Source organism: Alterinioella sp. B-7 (genome assembly GCF_056857775.1).
This window is the reverse complement of sequence record NZ_JBSXNT010000039.1, coordinates 525,131-539,660: the sequence shown is the minus strand read 5'-3', so window position 1 is coordinate 539,660 and position 14,530 is coordinate 525,131. Positions and strand designations below refer to the sequence as shown.

Here is a 14,530-nt window from a genome sequence, read left to right as displayed (position 1 = left end):
CCATGCCCCCAACCGACGCCCGCATCTTCGAGGACACGATCGACGGCTATTTCCCGCTGCGCGTGTCGCTGGCGCAGATGATGGCCCGAAACGGGTTCGACGCGGCGCTGGTCTCGCTGACGCAGGCGCCGGTCGCGGCGTTTCCGGGCCTGCCCGAGGATGCGCCGGTGCCGCTGACCATCCGCGCGGGGCGGGCGGGGCTGATTGATTGGTTGATGCTCTGGCTCTGGCACGATGGCGAGGGGATGCGGATGCGCGCGCAGGGCCAATGGCGCTGGCTGGCGGGTGGATCGGATGGCGCAAGGCTGGACCCGATGACGCGGCTGGCGGAACCGGCGTTCCTGCACGGCGTCGGCTGGCCGGGGGCGGGGAACGGGGCCTGCAAACCGGCCGAGGTTGATTTGACGGCGGGCGCGGAGGCGGGATCAGGGGCGTCGCTCTGGGGGCCTTTGCCCGAGGCGGAGGGGATCGTTTGGGCGGATCGGCTTGCTGTCTTCGGGGCGCCTCGTGCGCCGATACCGGGGCGCTATCTGGTCACCTCCAGCCGTGTCGCCCCCATCGGCGGCGCGGACACCGCGATCTCCTGAAAGGCGCGCGCGGCGGGGGAAAGCGCGTGGTCGCGGCGCAGGTAGATCATGAACTCCTGCGTGACGGCGGGATCGGGGAAATCGTGAAAGGCGATGTCGAACTGCTCCGCGAAACCGGCGGCATAGGAGGGCGCGGCGGTCACGTAGCGCCCCCGTCCGATCATCGCCAGCGCCGGGATCAGGCTGCGCACCCGGATCGCGCTGCCCCCCTCCTCGTGCAACTGGTGGGCCTGTTCCAGCAGGACGCGGAACTCGTCGGAATAGTGGATCCACTGCCGCCCTTCCTGCCCTGTGCCCTGCCCGCGCGGCGTCACCAGCCGGATCGGCACCCGCCAGAGCGGGATCGAGACCATTTCGGGCCCGTGGCTGCGCGCGGGGCCGATGCCGATCTCGGCCTCGTCGCGCGCGATGGCCTGCACGATCCGGTCGCCGGTAATGTCGGCGATCTCCAGCGCGACGCCGGGATGGTCGCGGCTGAACCGGTCTAGGACACCCGGCAACCATGTCGCCGCCAGAACCTGCGTCAGCGCCAGCCGCAAGGTGCCCCGGCTGAGCGCCCTGAGCCCCTGCGCCGCGTCCTGCACGCCCTCTAGATCGGCCATGACACGGGCAAAGACCGGGCGGGCCTGGTCGCCGAACTCGGTCAGCATCACGCCGTGCCCGGTGCGGATGAACAATTCAAGCCCGAGGATCTCCTCCAATTGCCGCACCAGCATGCTGACCGCCGATTGCGTCAGGTTCAGCCGCTCGGCCGCCGTGGTGAAGCCCTGGGTTTCGGCAACGGCGGCAAAGGCGCGGATCTGGCGCAGGGTGATCTTCATCAGATTTTCTTATGCGAAGGTGAGGTATATTCGTTTGCATTTTGACAGGCGGGACCGAACAATCAAGCCATCCGAGAAGAGGCAAGGGATGGCATGCGCGCCGGGACCGATCCGCCACCGATCCTGTTGACCGCCGCGCCGCTGATGTTTCGCGGCGGGGGCACGCGGGATACCGCGTCGCGGCCCGTGCGGATCGAGGTCGCATGACGCGGCTCGGTGTGGATGTCGGCGCGCGGTTCATCGACATGCTGGCCTGGGGGGATGGCGGCGTGATCGGTCACGCCAAGGAGCCGGTGGGCGGCGATCTGTCCGAGGATGTGGTGGCGGGGCTGCGGGGCCTGGGTATCGCGCCGGGGGCGCTTGCCGAAATTCGCATCGCCTCGACCGGGTTTCTCAATTGCCTGCATGACGCGCAGGGTGGCGGCCTGCCGCAGATCGGGCTGATCGCCAGTGCCGGGTTCGAGGATGTCGCCGTTTTGGGCCGGCAGGACCGCCTGTCGCTCTACGATCCGGTGACGCGGGTGGCAACGCCCGACCACCTCATCGACTGTGTCGAGGGGGTCTCGGCCCGGATGGATGCCGGGGGCGGGGAGCTGTCGCCGGTCGATCAAGGCCAGGTCGCGCGGATCGCCGAGGGCTTCGCCGCGCGGGGGATCACGGCGGTAGCGGTCTGCCTGCTGCATGCCCATGTCGATGGCCGCCATGAACGCGCCGTGGCCGAGGCGCTGATCGCGGCGGCCCCCGGCCTGACCGTCAGCCTGTCGCACCGGATCGACCCTGAGCCGCGCGAGTTCGAACGCACGGTCTCGACCGTTCTGGACGCCTGGCTGCGGATCACGGCCTTGCCCGCGCTGGACGCGCTTCGGGCGCGGCTGCGGGGGGCGGGGTTTGCGGGCCGATGGGTCTGGGGCGACGGGCGCGGCGTGTTGACGGCGGCGCCAACGTCGCTGGTGCCGCTGATCGCGGGCGGGCCTGCGGCGTCGCTCCGGGCGGCGGCGCTGGCGGCGGAGGGTGACGCGGTCGCGCTCGATATCGGGTCACGCACCACGGACATCGCGCTGGTGCGCGGCGGTGCCCCTGCCCTGACCGAAGGGGGCGTGCTGGCGGGGCTGCCGATCCGGGGGGGCCGCGTCGATCTGGAAAGCCTTGCGATCGGCGGTGCGCAAGCCGTGGCCGGGTCACGCTACACGCTGGATGACGCGCTGATCGCGGCCGGGTTGATGCCGGGGCAGAGCGATTGCTCAGCGTCGGAGGCGGCACAGCTGCTTGGCGTGGCGTCTCAGGCGCTGGCCGAGGCGATCACCCGTCACGCCACCCGTCGCAATACCGACCCGACCCGCGCGGGCCTGGTGCTGACCGGCGGGGCCGGGGCGTTGATGGGGCCGGGGATCGTCGAGGTGCTTGGGCTGTCCCAGGTCGTGCTGCCGCATCTGCCCGCCATCGCCGGGGCGGTGGGGCTGGCGCAGGCCCCGAGGCGCCGCGAGACTGTCACCCGGATCGACGCGGCGCTGGACGACGTGACGGGAAATGTGCTGAGAGCGGAGGGCGAAGGCACCGTCCACGCCCGCATCGCGCCGCGCCCAAGGATGCCGGAGCTTGAGGTGGCCGTCGATCCCGAGCGACCCGAGGGGTTGGCCGAGGATTATCACGCCGCCTATCGCGCCCGTTACGGGATCGCGCCGCAGGGGCCGGGGCATGTGACGCAGCTTTGCACGCGGACGGACGATCTGACCGGCGCGTTCGCGCGGGACATGGGCGAGGACGAGGTGGTGGCCCCGAAGGGCTGGCGCGCCATTGCGATCCCCGGCGGCACGCGGCTGGAAAGGGTAGGCGGATGACGCAGGCGGGCCGGATCTTGCAGATGCGGTTGGATGGGCTGGCCGAAGCCATGCAGCGGATGCTGCTGGACACGGCGGTCTCTCCGGTCGCGCGGGAGGCGGCGGATTGCGCCTCGGCGCTGTTCACCGCGGGCGGCGAGTTGCTGGCGATGTCGGAGGCGATCCCGCTGCTTCTGGGCGCGCTGCCGGGACAGGTTCAGGCGCTTTTCGCGCGTTACCCGGCGGAGGGGATGCGCGAGGGGGATATCTTCCTGGCGAACGATCCCTATTCGGGCGGCACGCATCTGCCCGATATCGCGGTGATGCTGCCGGTCTTTGCGCAAGGGCGGTTGATCGGTGTCGCGGCCAGCCTGCTGCACCATCAGGATATCGGCGGCACGCGCCCCGGATCGGTGCCGCCCGATGCGACCGAGATCGCGCAGGAGGGGCTGCGCCTGCCGGTGATGCGGGCGGGCGCGGACCATCGCCTGTCCGGGGAAATGCGCGGGCTGATCGCGGCCAACAGCCGGGTGCCGCAGACGGTGCTGGCCGATCTGGACGCGCAGATCGCAGCGGCGCTGACGGCGGTGACGGGTCTGCGGCGGATCGTGGGTGACCTCGGCGTGGATGGGTTTCTGCGTGCGGCGGGCGAGTTGCTGGACAGAGGCGAGGCCGAGACGCTGGCCGCGCTCGCGGGGCTGGCAAGGGCCGAGGCAAGCGCGACGGATGGGCTGGACCCCGACGCCGCCCTTGGCACCTCAAGCGTGTCGGTGCGCCTGACGGTGGCACCCGACGGGCTGATCGCCGACTTCACCGGATCCTCGCCGCAGGTTCCCGCGCCGATCAATTGCGTCGCGTCGGGGCCGCTCTCCGCCCTGCTCTACGCGATGCTGACGCTGCTGCCAGAGGGTGCCCCGCGCAATGGCGGCTTGTTGCGTTGCCTGCGCCTGGTCCTGCCCGAGGCGAGCGTCGTGAACGCCGCGCCGCCCGCCCCGGTCAACGCGCGCACCAACATGGTCCGGGCGATCACCTCGACCGTGCTGGCGGCATTGGCGGGCATGGACCCCAAGCGCCGTCCGGCGGCCAATTGCGGCATGGCCTATGTGATCGCGTTTTCGGGACAGGGGCCGGATGGCGCGCGCTTTCTGGCGACCGAGATCGTCGCGGGCGGGGCGGGCGGGGGCCCGGACGCACCCGGCGCGCATGGCACCTCGACCGATGTGGGCAATGCGCGCAACACGCCAGTGGAGATCATCGAGGCGGAACTGCCGATCCGCATGATCAGCGCCGAGCGGCGGCGCGGCTCGGGCGGGGCGGGGCGCTTTCCCGGCGGCGACGGGGTGCGGCGGGTCTATGAGGCGCTGTCGGACGGCATCGCGGTCTCGATCCGGGGCGAGCGGTTCCAGCGGGTGCCGGAAGGGTCCGCGGGGGGCGGCGCGCCGAAACCGGCTGCGGCGCAGATCCGGCGGGCGGGCGGCGCGGTCGAGATCCTGGGCCCGCGTTCGGCGGTGGTGCTGGACCGGGGCGACCGACTGATCGTGGAAAGCTGTGGCGGGGCGGGGTATGGCGCCGCCTGACGGATCAGCGCGTGGTGCCGATGTCGATGGCGCATTGGCGCATCTCGTCGATGATCGGCTGCGGCGTCTGGTCAGGGGTGTAGCGCCCGGTCGGAAACAGCATCGAGATCGCCCCCGTGACCTGCCGCGCGGCGGAAAAGACCGGCACCGCAATCGAGGTCACGCCGGTCACCAGCCCGGAATCGAGAAAGGCGAAGCCGCGCTGGCGGGTGCTGTCCAGCGAGGGCGCGAGCGCGTCGGCATCGCAGCCCTCGGGCCAGTCGGCGGGGTCCAGATGCGCCAGGATCGCGTGGCCCGTCGCGGTGCGGTCCAGCGGCACATGGGTGCCGACCGAGATCATGTTCAGCGTGAACTGGCCGGGCAGATAGGCATGGGCGACATAGATCGCCTCGGGCCCATCCCTGAGCGCAAAGGAGATGTTCTCGCCGATCTTGGCGGCGGATTTGCGCAGGATCGGCTGGATCACCTGCGCGACGCCGTGACCGTCGAGAAACCCGCGCGCCAGCCGCATCACGCCGACCGTCATCTCGTAACGCTGGCCCTTCTCGATCAGCATTCCGTTCTGCAACAGCGTGCGCACCAACCGGCGGGTGACGGCGGGGTTCAGACCGGCCTTGCGGGCGATCTCGGCGAGGCTCATCAACCGGTCCTTGCCGTCGAAGGCCTGCATCACCTGCATCCCCTTGCGAAAGGTCAGCGAAATCTCGGAATCCTCGGCGATTCGCTGGCCTGCCTCGGGCGGGGGGGGTGTTGCGGAATTGGTCATTTCGCCCGATCCTTTGCCCGTTTCCTGCGCATTTGCAAGACATTCGAGCCGCCGCGCGCGCGACGGGTTGCCTTGGCGGGCAAGCTGCGCGATGCTGATACCGAATGAAACTTCGATAAACGAATACTCCATGAACCTGTATCGCTGGTCCCGCCTACGCAGTTCAGATTTCCCCGCCCCGCCCGATGCGGTCGCGGTGGTGCCTGTGGGGGCGGTGGAGCAGCACGGGCCGCACCTGCCGCTCGGCACCGACCACCTGCTGGCCGAGGCGCTGGCCGAACGCGGCGCGGCCAAGGCGCAAACGGCGCGGGTCTACCTGATGCCAACCCTCTCCCTCGGGGTGTCGGAGGAACATCACGACTGGCCCGGAACGCTGACCCTTGAGACGGAACAGATGATCGCCGCGCTGATGGCCGTGGCGCGGGGCGTCGCCGGGGCGGGTATCGCCAAGCTGGTCTTCATCAACGGCCATGGCGGCAATCTCCCGGCGCTGCACACCGCCATACGCCGCGCGCGGATCAGGCATGACCTCTTCGCTTCGACGCTTGGCTGGATGGCGCTTGGCATCGGCGACCACCCCGAAGGCGCGCGGATCGACGACATTCACGGCGGCTTTATGGAGACGGCGGCGATGCTGCATCTGCATCCCGATCTGGTCGATATGGAGAAGGCCCGCGATTTCGCCTCGGCCAACCGGATCATGGCCGAGACCTACACGCATCTGCGGTTCCTCGGCGCGGTCTCGACCGGCTGGACCGCGCGCGATCTGCATGCCGAGGGGGTCGCGGGCAATGCCGCCGCTGCCAGCGCCGAGGCGGGCAAGGTCATCGTCGAGACCGCCGCCGCGCGGCTTGGCGCGCTGTTCGATGAAATCGCAGCGCATCAGCCGGATTGGAGCGCCCCGTGAGCGCGCCTCTGCCCCTTCCGCAGGCCCCGCAACCCTACATCCTGCACGACATCGCCGTGCCGCAGGCGCTGCTGCGCGACCTGCCCGGTATCGCGATGACCGGCGGGATGGAGGGGGGCCTCGTGCGGACCAGCCTGGGGGTCGCCGCCGGTCGCATCTGCGCCCCTGGCGAAATCGCGGAGGCGTTGCAGGTGCCCGCCGGGGGCTGGACCGCGCTGCCGCGCCTCATCGAACCGCATGTCCACCTCGACAAATCCGACACGATCGCGGAGACCGGCGCGGGCGACGGCACCTTGATGGGCGCGATCGGCACCATGGGCGCGGCGATGCGCGATTGGGACGATGCGCATTACGCGGCCCGGATGTCCCGCGCGGTCAAGGAGGCGCTGACGGCAGGCGTCGGCGCGATGCGGACCCATATCGACTGCATGGACCTGCCCGAGGAGCAACCGGGCTGGCGCGCGATTTCCGAAGTGGCGGAGGCGTTCGCGGGCCGGATGCAGATCACGCCGGTCGCGCTGGCGGCCCTTGACCGCACCAGGGCGGATGATTTCGACACGCGCTGCGCGCAGGTGGCGCGCGCGGGCGGCGTTCTGGGGGCGTTCATTGGCCCGGCCGGGGCCGATCCTGACCTGCTGGATGCGTTCCTGACGGGGGCAGAACGGCACGGGCTGGACGTGGATTTCCACGTCGATGAGCATTTGCGCGCAGTGCCCTCGGCCACGGTCGCGCTGGCCGAGTCGGTGTTGCGTACCGGGTTCGCCGGCCGCGTCCTGGCGGGCCATACCTGTCGGCTTGGCCTGATGGACGCGGAGGAGCTTGACCGCGCGGTGGATGTGATCGCCCGCTCCGGCATCGCTGTGGCGTCACTGCCGCGCACAAACCTCTATTTGCAGGACCGGCAGGCGGGGCGCACGCCCACGCGGCGCGGCATGGCGCCGATCCACGAGCTTGCCGCGCGCGGCGTGCCGGTCGTCTTCGGCACCGACAATGTGCGCGACGCCTTCTTTCCCTTCGGCGGCTACGACTTGCTGAACCTCTTCGCCGACGCCGCCTATTCGCTGCATCTGGATGACGATCTCGGCGGCTGGCTCCGCGCCGTTACCGATGTGGCCGCCGACATGCTCGGCCTCGGCGGGGCGGGCAGTGTCCGGGCCGGGGCTGCCGCCGACCTGGTCCTGCTACCGGCCCGCAACTGGAGCGGCATCCTGACCACCCGGCCCGAGGATCGGACCATCCTGATCGGGGGCCGCGAGAGCGCGCAGAGCACGCTGCGCGACCTGCCCCGCAAGGAGGCCGCATCATGACCGCGCGGATCCCGGACTGTATCGACGCGCTGACGGCGCAGGGTATCGCGGTCGAGACCGCCACGGGGCCGGTCGAGCGCAAGAGCCGGGATTTCTATTGGTATTCCCCGATCCTGAAACGGCAACTGGCCGATGTGCGGGCCGATTTCCTGGCCACGCCCGAGAGCGAGGGTGAGCTGCGCGCCATCCTCGCCACCTGTTTCCGCTTTGACGTGCCGGTGACGGTGCGCGGCGCGGGGACCGGGAATTACGGGCAGGCCATGCCGCTGAAGGGCGGCTGCGTGTTGCTGACCGAACGGCTGAACCGGATCGAGATCGGCACGGGGCGCGTCATTGCCGGGCCCGGCGCGATCATTGCCGAGATCGAGACCGAGGCGCGCGCGACGGGGCAGGAGATCCGCCTCTTTCCCTCGACCGTGGCGACCGCGACCATCGGCGGCTTCATCGCGGGCGGCTCCAGCGGGGTGGGCGCGATCCGGTGGGGCGGCTTGCGCAACCCGGCCAATATCCACCGCCTGCGCCTCTTGACCATGGAGGCCGAACCGCAGGTGATCGAGCTGACCGGCGCCGATGTTCACAAGGCCGCCCATGCCTATGGCGTCAACGGCGTGATCACCGAGGTGGAGCTGCCGATCGACCCCGCGACGGCGTGGCACGAGGTTCTGGTGGGGCTGCCCGATACGCAGGCGGCGCTGGCCTTTGCGTTTGCCTGCGGCGATGACCCGGACATCCTGAACCGCATGATCTCGCTCTTCGAGCCCGGTATCGCCGAGGCGTATTTCCTGCGCCACCGCAAGCTGACCGACCCCGGCGAGGCGCTGGTGGCGGTCTATGTCTCGGCGCAGACCCTGCCGGCGTTCGAGGCGCTGGTGGGAAAAATGGGCGGAACCGTACGCTACCGCGACGGCGCGCAGGAGGGCCGGTTTCCCGAGCTGTACGAGATCGGCTGGAACCACACCACGCTTCGCGCCCTCAAGGTCGATCCCTCCATCACCTATCTGCAAATGATGTTCGGCGAAGATGTCAGCGGCCAGGTCGCCGCGATCAAGAACCGCTTCGCCGACGAGGTGATGATCCATATCGAGTTCACCCGCATCGAAGGAAAGGTCCGCGCCGTCGCCCTGCCCCTGGTCCGCTACACCGACGAGGCGCGGCTGGAGCGGATCGTCACCATCCTGGAGGAGGAGCTTGGCCTGACCGTCTTCAACCCGCACCGCGTCACGCTGGAGGAAGGCGGTATGAAGGAGACCGACCCCGCGCAGCTGGAATTCAAGCGCCGGACCGATCCCAAGGGGCTGCTCAACCCCGGCAAGATGATCGCCTGGGACAACCCCGATTGGGTGCCTGAGGCGGGGCGGAGCTATCTTTTCGGCGCGACGGCGGGTGAGGATTGAGCGATGCGTGTCCATGTCATCTATGCCCATCCGCTTGAGACCAGCCTGGCCGCGACACTGCATCAAACCGTCATCGAGAACCTGACCGAGGCGGGGCACGAGGTCGACGATCTCGACCTCTACAAGGCCGGGTTCGATCCGGTGCTGTCGGCCGAGGGGCGCAGCCTCTACCATGATGTTCCGACCAACCGCGCGCCGGTGCAGCCTTACGTCGAGCGCCTGGAAGCCGCCGATGCGCTGGTTTTCTGCCATCCGGTCTGGAATTTCGGTTGGCCCGCCATGCTGAAAGGGTATATCGACCGCGTCTTCCTGCCCGAGGTGTCCTTCGTGTTCGAGAAAAACCGGCTTGGTCCGGGATTGACCAATATCAGGAAACTGGCGACCGTCACGACCTACGGGTCCAAGCGCTGGCGGGCCGCGGTTCTGGGCGATCCGCCCCGCAAGAACGCGACCCGGTTCCTGCGCGCCATCTGTCATCCGCGTGTCAAGGTGTCCTACCATGCGCTCTACAATATCGACCGCCTGCCCCGGCAAGACGTCGATGCGTTCATCGAGAAGGTCGGCAAATCCATGAGGAAGTTCTGATGTTGAACCAGACGTCTACCGGTTCCGCGCCCGCATACGGGGTCCGCCAGATCGCGCATGACCCCGCGACGCGCGCCGACCGCGCGACGGCGGTGGCGTTCGACAATCTGTCGATGACCTACCCGGACGGCACCGAGGCGTTGCAGGACATCACCCTGACCATCCGCGAGGGGGAATTCGTCTCGTTCATCGGGCCGTCGGGCTGCGGGAAATCCACGCTGGCACGCATCGCCTCGGGGCTGTTGCAGCATACCGGCGGCACCGTGCGCATCGACCGCGAGCATCTGGCCTTTGTCTTTCAGGAGGCGACGCTCTTGCCCTGGCGCAAGACCTTGCAGAATGTCGAGCTGATGATGGAGCTGCGCGGCGTGCGCGCGTCCGAACGGCGGCGCAAGGCGCTGGAGCAGATGGAGGCGGTGGGGCTGAAAGGTTTCGAGGATCGGTTCCCGCGCGCCCTGTCGGGCGGCATGAAGATGCGCGCGTCATTGGCGCGGTCGCTGACGCTGAACCCCACGGTGTTCCTGTTCGACGAGCCTTTCGGCGCGCTCGATGAGATCACCCGAGAGAGGTTGATCGAAGACCTGTCGGCGCTGCACCGCGAGAAGGGATTTACCGGCTTTTTCATCACCCATTCCATCCCCGAGGCGGTCTACCTGTCCGACCGCGTCGTGGTGATGAGTGCGCGACCGGGCCGCATCCATGCCGAGTTCGAGGTGAACCTGCCAAGCCCGCGCACCCACGCGATGCGATTTGAGGCGCCCTTTACCGATGGCTGCGCGCTGGTATCCGAGTCGCTTCAGGCCACCATGCATGACACAGGAGAGGATTGATGTCCGACGCCGCCGCCCTTCGCGCGCACAAGCCCGTTCCCAATGTCGCCCCGCCGCCGCCCGCGCTGCGCTTTGTCTACACCGTGCTGCCGCCGATCCTGCTGGGGCTGGCACTGCTTGGTCTTTACGCCTGGGTCCGCTCGGGCCTGCCGGATCATCGCCTGTTCCTGATGCCAAGCGCCTCGGGCCTGTGGGAGATGGCCTTTTCCCGCCCCGAGGTCTGGGCCGAGCTTGGCACCCGCACGCTGGTGACACTGTCGATAGCCGCCACCGGTCTGGCCTGTTCGATCCCCATCGGCATCATCCTGGCCATCATCATGTTCCGCCTGACGGTGATGGAACGCGCGATCTTTCCCTATCTGGTGGCGCTGCAATCCATCCCGATTCTGGCGATCATCCCGCTGATCCAGGCCGCGCTCGGCTTCGGCTTCCTGCCGAAGGTTCTGATTGTCGCGCTGTTCACCTTCTTTTCGATCCCCACCACGCTGCTTCTGGGCCTGAAAAGCCTCGACCGGGGCGTCATCGACCTCTTCCGCCTCGCCAATGCAAGCTGGTGGGTGACGCTGTGGAAGGCGGGCTTTCCGTCCGCCGCGCCTGCCCTCTTCGCCGGTCTGCGCATCTCGGCGGGGCTGGCCGTCATTGGGGCCATCGTGTCCGAGCTGTTCTTCCTGGCCGGCGCGGGCGGGCTTGGCCAGATGCTCATCAACTCGAAGATCGAGTTCAAGTACGAGGAGATGTACGCGGCGCTGATCGCCTCCTCGGCCCTGTCGATCTCTGTCTATTTGTTCTTCCAGTTTGTCGGAAACGTGCTGTTCGGGGAATGGCACGGACGTGTATGAACCTGATCAAAACAACGCCAACAGAGAGGAAACGACCATGACTGCGAAACATCTGACAAGCGTTCTTGGCGCGCTGGCCGTATCGGCCACGGCTGCCGGAGCCGGAGAGTTTGCCGAGGCGAACTACACCACCGACCTGAGCGGGGTCTGCCCCAACCCGCTGATCATCCAGAAGGACTGGCTGATGCAGGCCGAACACGGGCCGATCCTGCAAATGATCGGCTCGGGCGGGGTGATGGAACAGGGCGCCTATCGCGGGCCGCTCGGCTCTACCGGTATCGAACTGGTCGTGCTTGAGGGGGGCGGCGGCATTGGCCTGGCCGATGGCGAAACCGCCTATTCGGCGCTGTTCCTGGGCAATAACCGCGCGGGGCTGGTGCCGCATCTGGCCTATCATGAGCTGGACAACGCCTTCATCTTCTCGGAGCGCTTCCCCGCCGTGGGTGTGTTCACCCCGCTCGAACTGGCCCCGCAGGCGCTGATCTGGGACGCGGGCACATACCCGGACGGGTTCGGTTCGGTCGAGGACCTGATCGCCTTCGCCGAATCCGAACAGGGCATGATCTATGTCTCGACCATCAACCGCACCTTCGGGCGCTACCTGGTCGAGGCGGGCGTGCCCGAAAGCGTCTTCGTCGAGGGCTATCGTGGCGATGCGGAAAACTTCGTGGTCAATAACGGCACCTGGCTGAACCAGGGCTTCATCACCAGCGAGGTCTACAAGTTCGAGAACGGCAACAACTGGGGCCGCCCGATGGATTACGTGCTGGTCAACGACCTGGGCTATCCGAACTATACCGGCATGGTCTCGGTCAGCCGCGACCGGATGGAGGAGCTTGCCCCCTGCCTCGAAGCGCTGGTGCCGATCATGCAGCAGGCCGCCGTCGATTACATCACCGACCCCGAAGAGGTGAACGAGGTCGTCGTCGCCTTCAACGAGGGGGATTATGCCGTCGGCTGGTGGAACACGCCCGCGGACGAGGTCGCCAATGCCGCCGCCGTCATGCGCGAGGCCGGGATCATCGGCAACGGGCCCAACGACACCATCGGCGATTTCGACATGGACCGGGTGCAGGCGATCTACGAGATCGTGTCGCCCAACCTGGATGAGCGCGCCGACCCGGATGTGCAGCCGGGCGATGTCGTGACGAACCGCTTCATCGACCCGACCATCGGGCTTGAATGACGCGATATGTGCGCCGTCAGTCTTGACAGTGCAGACCTGGCCGCCACCCGCCTGCGCGAGGTGGCGGCCAGGGTTTCCGAGCTTCGCCGCCGTGGTGTCCAGCCGCATCTGACAACCGTTCTGGTGGGCGCGCATCCGGCCAGCGAGGCTTACCTGGCCCGCAAGCACGCCGATTGCGAAGCGGTGGGCATCGCGTCCGAGGCCATGGTGCTGGACGCCGGGACCATCCAGGCCGATCTGCTGGCCCTCATCGCGCGGCTCAACACCGACCCTGCGCGCCACGGTCTTCTTGTCCAGTTGCCCCTGCCCGATCACCTGGACAGTGACGCGATCATCGCCGCCGTCGATCCGGCCAAGGATGTGGACGGGTTCCACCCGGTCAATCTGGGGCGGCTGCTCTGGGGCAGCGACGGCATCCTGCCCTGCACGCCTGCGGGGATTCTCGACCTGTTGCTGGCCAGGCAAGTTCCGCTGGCGGGCCGCAAGGTGGTGATCCTCGGGCGCGGGTCCATCGTGGGCCGGCCGCTGGCGATGCTGCTGTCGCGAAAGGGGATCGACGCGGATGTGTGCCTGCTGCATTCGCGCTCGGGCGATCTGTCTGCGGTCGCCTCCGCCGATGTGGTGATCTCGGCAGTCGGTATCCCGGATTTCGTCACCGCCGAGATGATCCGCCCCGGCGCTGCCGTGGTGGGGGTGGGCATCAGCCATGTGGGCGGTCAGATGGTCTCGGACATCGCCGATGACGTCGCCGCGAAGGCCGGGTTCGTGACGCCGCGCCACGGCTCGCTCGGGGCGATGACACGCGCGCATCTGCTGCTGAACCTCGTTGCCGCCACCGAGGCCGCCGCCCGGAAAGGACACTGACCCATGCGCATGTTGCAGCCCGATACCATCGCCCCGCCCTTCGCGCGCTACGCCCACGGGGTCGAGGTGCCCGCAGGTCACCGGCTGGTTGCGACCTCGGGTCAGCTTGGGCTGGCCAGTGACGGGACGGTGCCCGAGGGCGCCCGCGCGCAGGCCGATCTGTGCTTTGCCGCCTGCACCGCGATCCTGGGCGAGGCCGGGATGACCCCCGCTGATGCGATCCGGATCAACGCCTTTGTCACCGCGCGGGAGCACATGCAGGGCTACATGGACGCGCGGGACGCATGGCTGGCGGGTGTCGCCCGGCTGCCCGCGTCAACCTTGGTCATCGTCTCGGGCTTCACCCGGCCCGAGTTCCTGGTTGAGGTTGAGGTTCTGGCGGCGGCCCCGTGACCGCCGCCAACTTGCCCGCCTATTCAGACGGCGGACAGGTGTTGATCGGCGCGGCGCGCACGATGGGAAAGCACGCCTCCCATTCCTCGGTGCGGGCGGGCCAGGGCGTCAGCATCTCGGGGCTTTCATCCCTCTCCAGGATCTCAAGCGCCTGGAGGTCTTTCACACGACCGTCGAGATATTCCTTGATGATGGTGATCTCGCCGCCCTCGACGGTGGCGATCCAGACATCGTTGACGACCTGGTAATTGCCGCGCTGGAAGGCGCGGAACTGCACTTCGGCGGCGATCCTTCCCGTGACCGTGTCGATATAGAAGGCATCGGCGGGCAGGTAGAAGGACACGTCCGTCGCCATGCCGCAGAAGGCATCGAGATCGGCCAGCATCGGTTCAAGCCCGGTGTAACTGGTGGTCGGGTAGGCAAAGAACACGTCCTGCGACACCGACGCCTCCATCGCCTCGGCGTTGCAATCGGCCCAGGCCGTCATCAGGTCGAGGATGAGGCCCTGCATCAGGGCGCGGTCGCTGCCGGGTTCCTCAAGCTCACCGGCGAAGAAGACGTTCGGGCGCACCTCCTCCTGCGCGTTTGCCAGCCCTGCGGTTGCGGCAAGGACGGCACTGGCCGCCACTATGGTCTTGATCATCGTCTTCCCTCCCT

At 68.3% G+C, this 14,530-nt stretch carries 15 protein-coding genes; 12 read left to right on the top strand and 3 right to left on the bottom strand.

What is annotated here, in order from left to right:
* The first annotated feature begins 2 nt into the window (after nucleotides 1-2).
* Nucleotides 3-587, top strand: coding sequence for a hypothetical protein (locus AC13C7_RS17585; protein WP_482868239.1), 585 nt, complete (start codon nucleotides 3-5; stop codon nucleotides 585-587).
* On the opposite strand, the gene AC13C7_RS17580 is transcribed toward AC13C7_RS17585, so the two are convergent.
* Nucleotides 527-1,408: a LysR family transcriptional regulator gene (locus AC13C7_RS17580; protein WP_482868238.1), complete on the bottom strand. Its 882-nt coding sequence runs from the start codon at nucleotides 1,406-1,408 to the stop codon at nucleotides 527-529. The two genes, AC13C7_RS17585 and AC13C7_RS17580, sit on opposite strands and share 61 nt — an antisense overlap.
* Before the next feature lie 203 nt (nucleotides 1,409-1,611).
* On the opposite strand from AC13C7_RS17580, the gene AC13C7_RS17575 reads away from it, so the two are divergent.
* Both AC13C7_RS17575 and AC13C7_RS17570 read left to right on the top strand, forming a co-directional pair.
* Nucleotides 1,612-3,246 (top strand): hydantoinase/oxoprolinase N-terminal domain-containing protein, encoded by a 1,635-nt coding sequence (locus tag AC13C7_RS17575; protein ID WP_482868237.1) that lies wholly within the window; start codon nucleotides 1,612-1,614, stop codon nucleotides 3,244-3,246.
* Entirely contained in the window at nucleotides 3,243-4,802 is a 1,560-nt protein-coding gene (locus AC13C7_RS17570) for a hydantoinase B/oxoprolinase family protein (protein WP_482868236.1), read from the top strand. The genes AC13C7_RS17575 and AC13C7_RS17570 overlap by 4 nt, the downstream gene beginning before the upstream one ends.
* Before the next feature lie 4 nt (nucleotides 4,803-4,806).
* On the opposite strand, the gene AC13C7_RS17565 is transcribed toward AC13C7_RS17570, so the two are convergent.
* Nucleotides 4,807-5,568 carry an IclR family transcriptional regulator gene (locus AC13C7_RS17565; protein WP_482868235.1) on the bottom strand — a complete coding sequence of 254 codons (762 nt, stop codon included), beginning with the start codon at nucleotides 5,566-5,568 and terminating at the stop codon, nucleotides 4,807-4,809.
* Between the two features lie 130 nt (nucleotides 5,569-5,698).
* Between AC13C7_RS17565 and AC13C7_RS17560 the strand changes: the two genes are divergently transcribed.
* The 9 genes from AC13C7_RS17560 to AC13C7_RS17520 are packed head-to-tail and all read left to right on the top strand — an operon-like array spanning nucleotide 5,699 to nucleotide 13,873.
* Complete coding sequence (locus AC13C7_RS17560; RefSeq protein ID WP_482868234.1) at nucleotides 5,699-6,475, top strand: creatininase family protein; 777 nt, start codon at nucleotides 5,699-5,701, stop codon at nucleotides 6,473-6,475.
* Nucleotides 6,472-7,782 carry an amidohydrolase family protein gene (locus AC13C7_RS17555; protein ID WP_482868233.1) on the top strand — a complete coding sequence of 437 codons (1,311 nt, stop codon included), beginning with the start codon at nucleotides 6,472-6,474 and terminating at the stop codon, nucleotides 7,780-7,782. The genes AC13C7_RS17560 and AC13C7_RS17555 overlap by 4 nt, the downstream gene beginning before the upstream one ends.
* Nucleotides 7,779-9,176, top strand: a complete 1,398-nt coding sequence (locus tag AC13C7_RS17550; protein ID WP_482868232.1) for an FAD-binding oxidoreductase — start codon at nucleotides 7,779-7,781, stop codon at nucleotides 9,174-9,176. The genes AC13C7_RS17555 and AC13C7_RS17550 overlap by 4 nt, the downstream gene beginning before the upstream one ends.
* 3 nt (nucleotides 9,177-9,179) lie before the next feature.
* Nucleotides 9,180-9,761: an NAD(P)H-dependent oxidoreductase gene (locus AC13C7_RS17545; protein ID WP_172318154.1), complete on the top strand. Its 582-nt coding sequence runs from the start codon at nucleotides 9,180-9,182 to the stop codon at nucleotides 9,759-9,761.
* Entirely contained in the window at nucleotides 9,761-10,591 is an 831-nt protein-coding gene (locus AC13C7_RS17540; RefSeq protein WP_482868231.1) for an ABC transporter ATP-binding protein, read from the top strand. Before AC13C7_RS17545 ends, AC13C7_RS17540 begins: the two co-directional genes overlap by 1 nt.
* Complete coding sequence (locus AC13C7_RS17535; protein WP_482868230.1) at nucleotides 10,591-11,430, top strand: ABC transporter permease; 840 nt, start codon at nucleotides 10,591-10,593, stop codon at nucleotides 11,428-11,430. Before AC13C7_RS17540 ends, AC13C7_RS17535 begins: the two co-directional genes overlap by 1 nt.
* A 37-nt stretch (nucleotides 11,431-11,467) precedes the next feature.
* Entirely contained in the window at nucleotides 11,468-12,616 is a 1,149-nt protein-coding gene (locus AC13C7_RS17530; RefSeq protein WP_172318158.1) for a hypothetical protein, read from the top strand.
* Between the two features lie 6 nt (nucleotides 12,617-12,622).
* Nucleotides 12,623-13,480, top strand: a complete 858-nt coding sequence (locus AC13C7_RS17525) for a bifunctional 5,10-methylenetetrahydrofolate dehydrogenase/5,10-methenyltetrahydrofolate cyclohydrolase (protein ID WP_482868229.1) — start codon at nucleotides 12,623-12,625, stop codon at nucleotides 13,478-13,480.
* A 3-nt stretch (nucleotides 13,481-13,483) separates the two neighbouring features.
* Nucleotides 13,484-13,873 (top strand): RidA family protein, encoded by a 390-nt coding sequence (locus tag AC13C7_RS17520; RefSeq protein ID WP_482868228.1) that lies wholly within the window; start codon nucleotides 13,484-13,486, stop codon nucleotides 13,871-13,873.
* Between the two features lie 19 nt (nucleotides 13,874-13,892).
* Here AC13C7_RS17520 and AC13C7_RS17515 read toward each other — a convergent pair whose 3' ends face one another.
* A complete protein-coding gene (locus AC13C7_RS17515; RefSeq protein WP_482868227.1) occupies nucleotides 13,893-14,516 on the bottom strand; it encodes a nuclear transport factor 2 family protein in 624 nt (207 codons plus the stop codon).
* Between the last annotated feature and the right edge of the window lie 14 nt (nucleotides 14,517-14,530).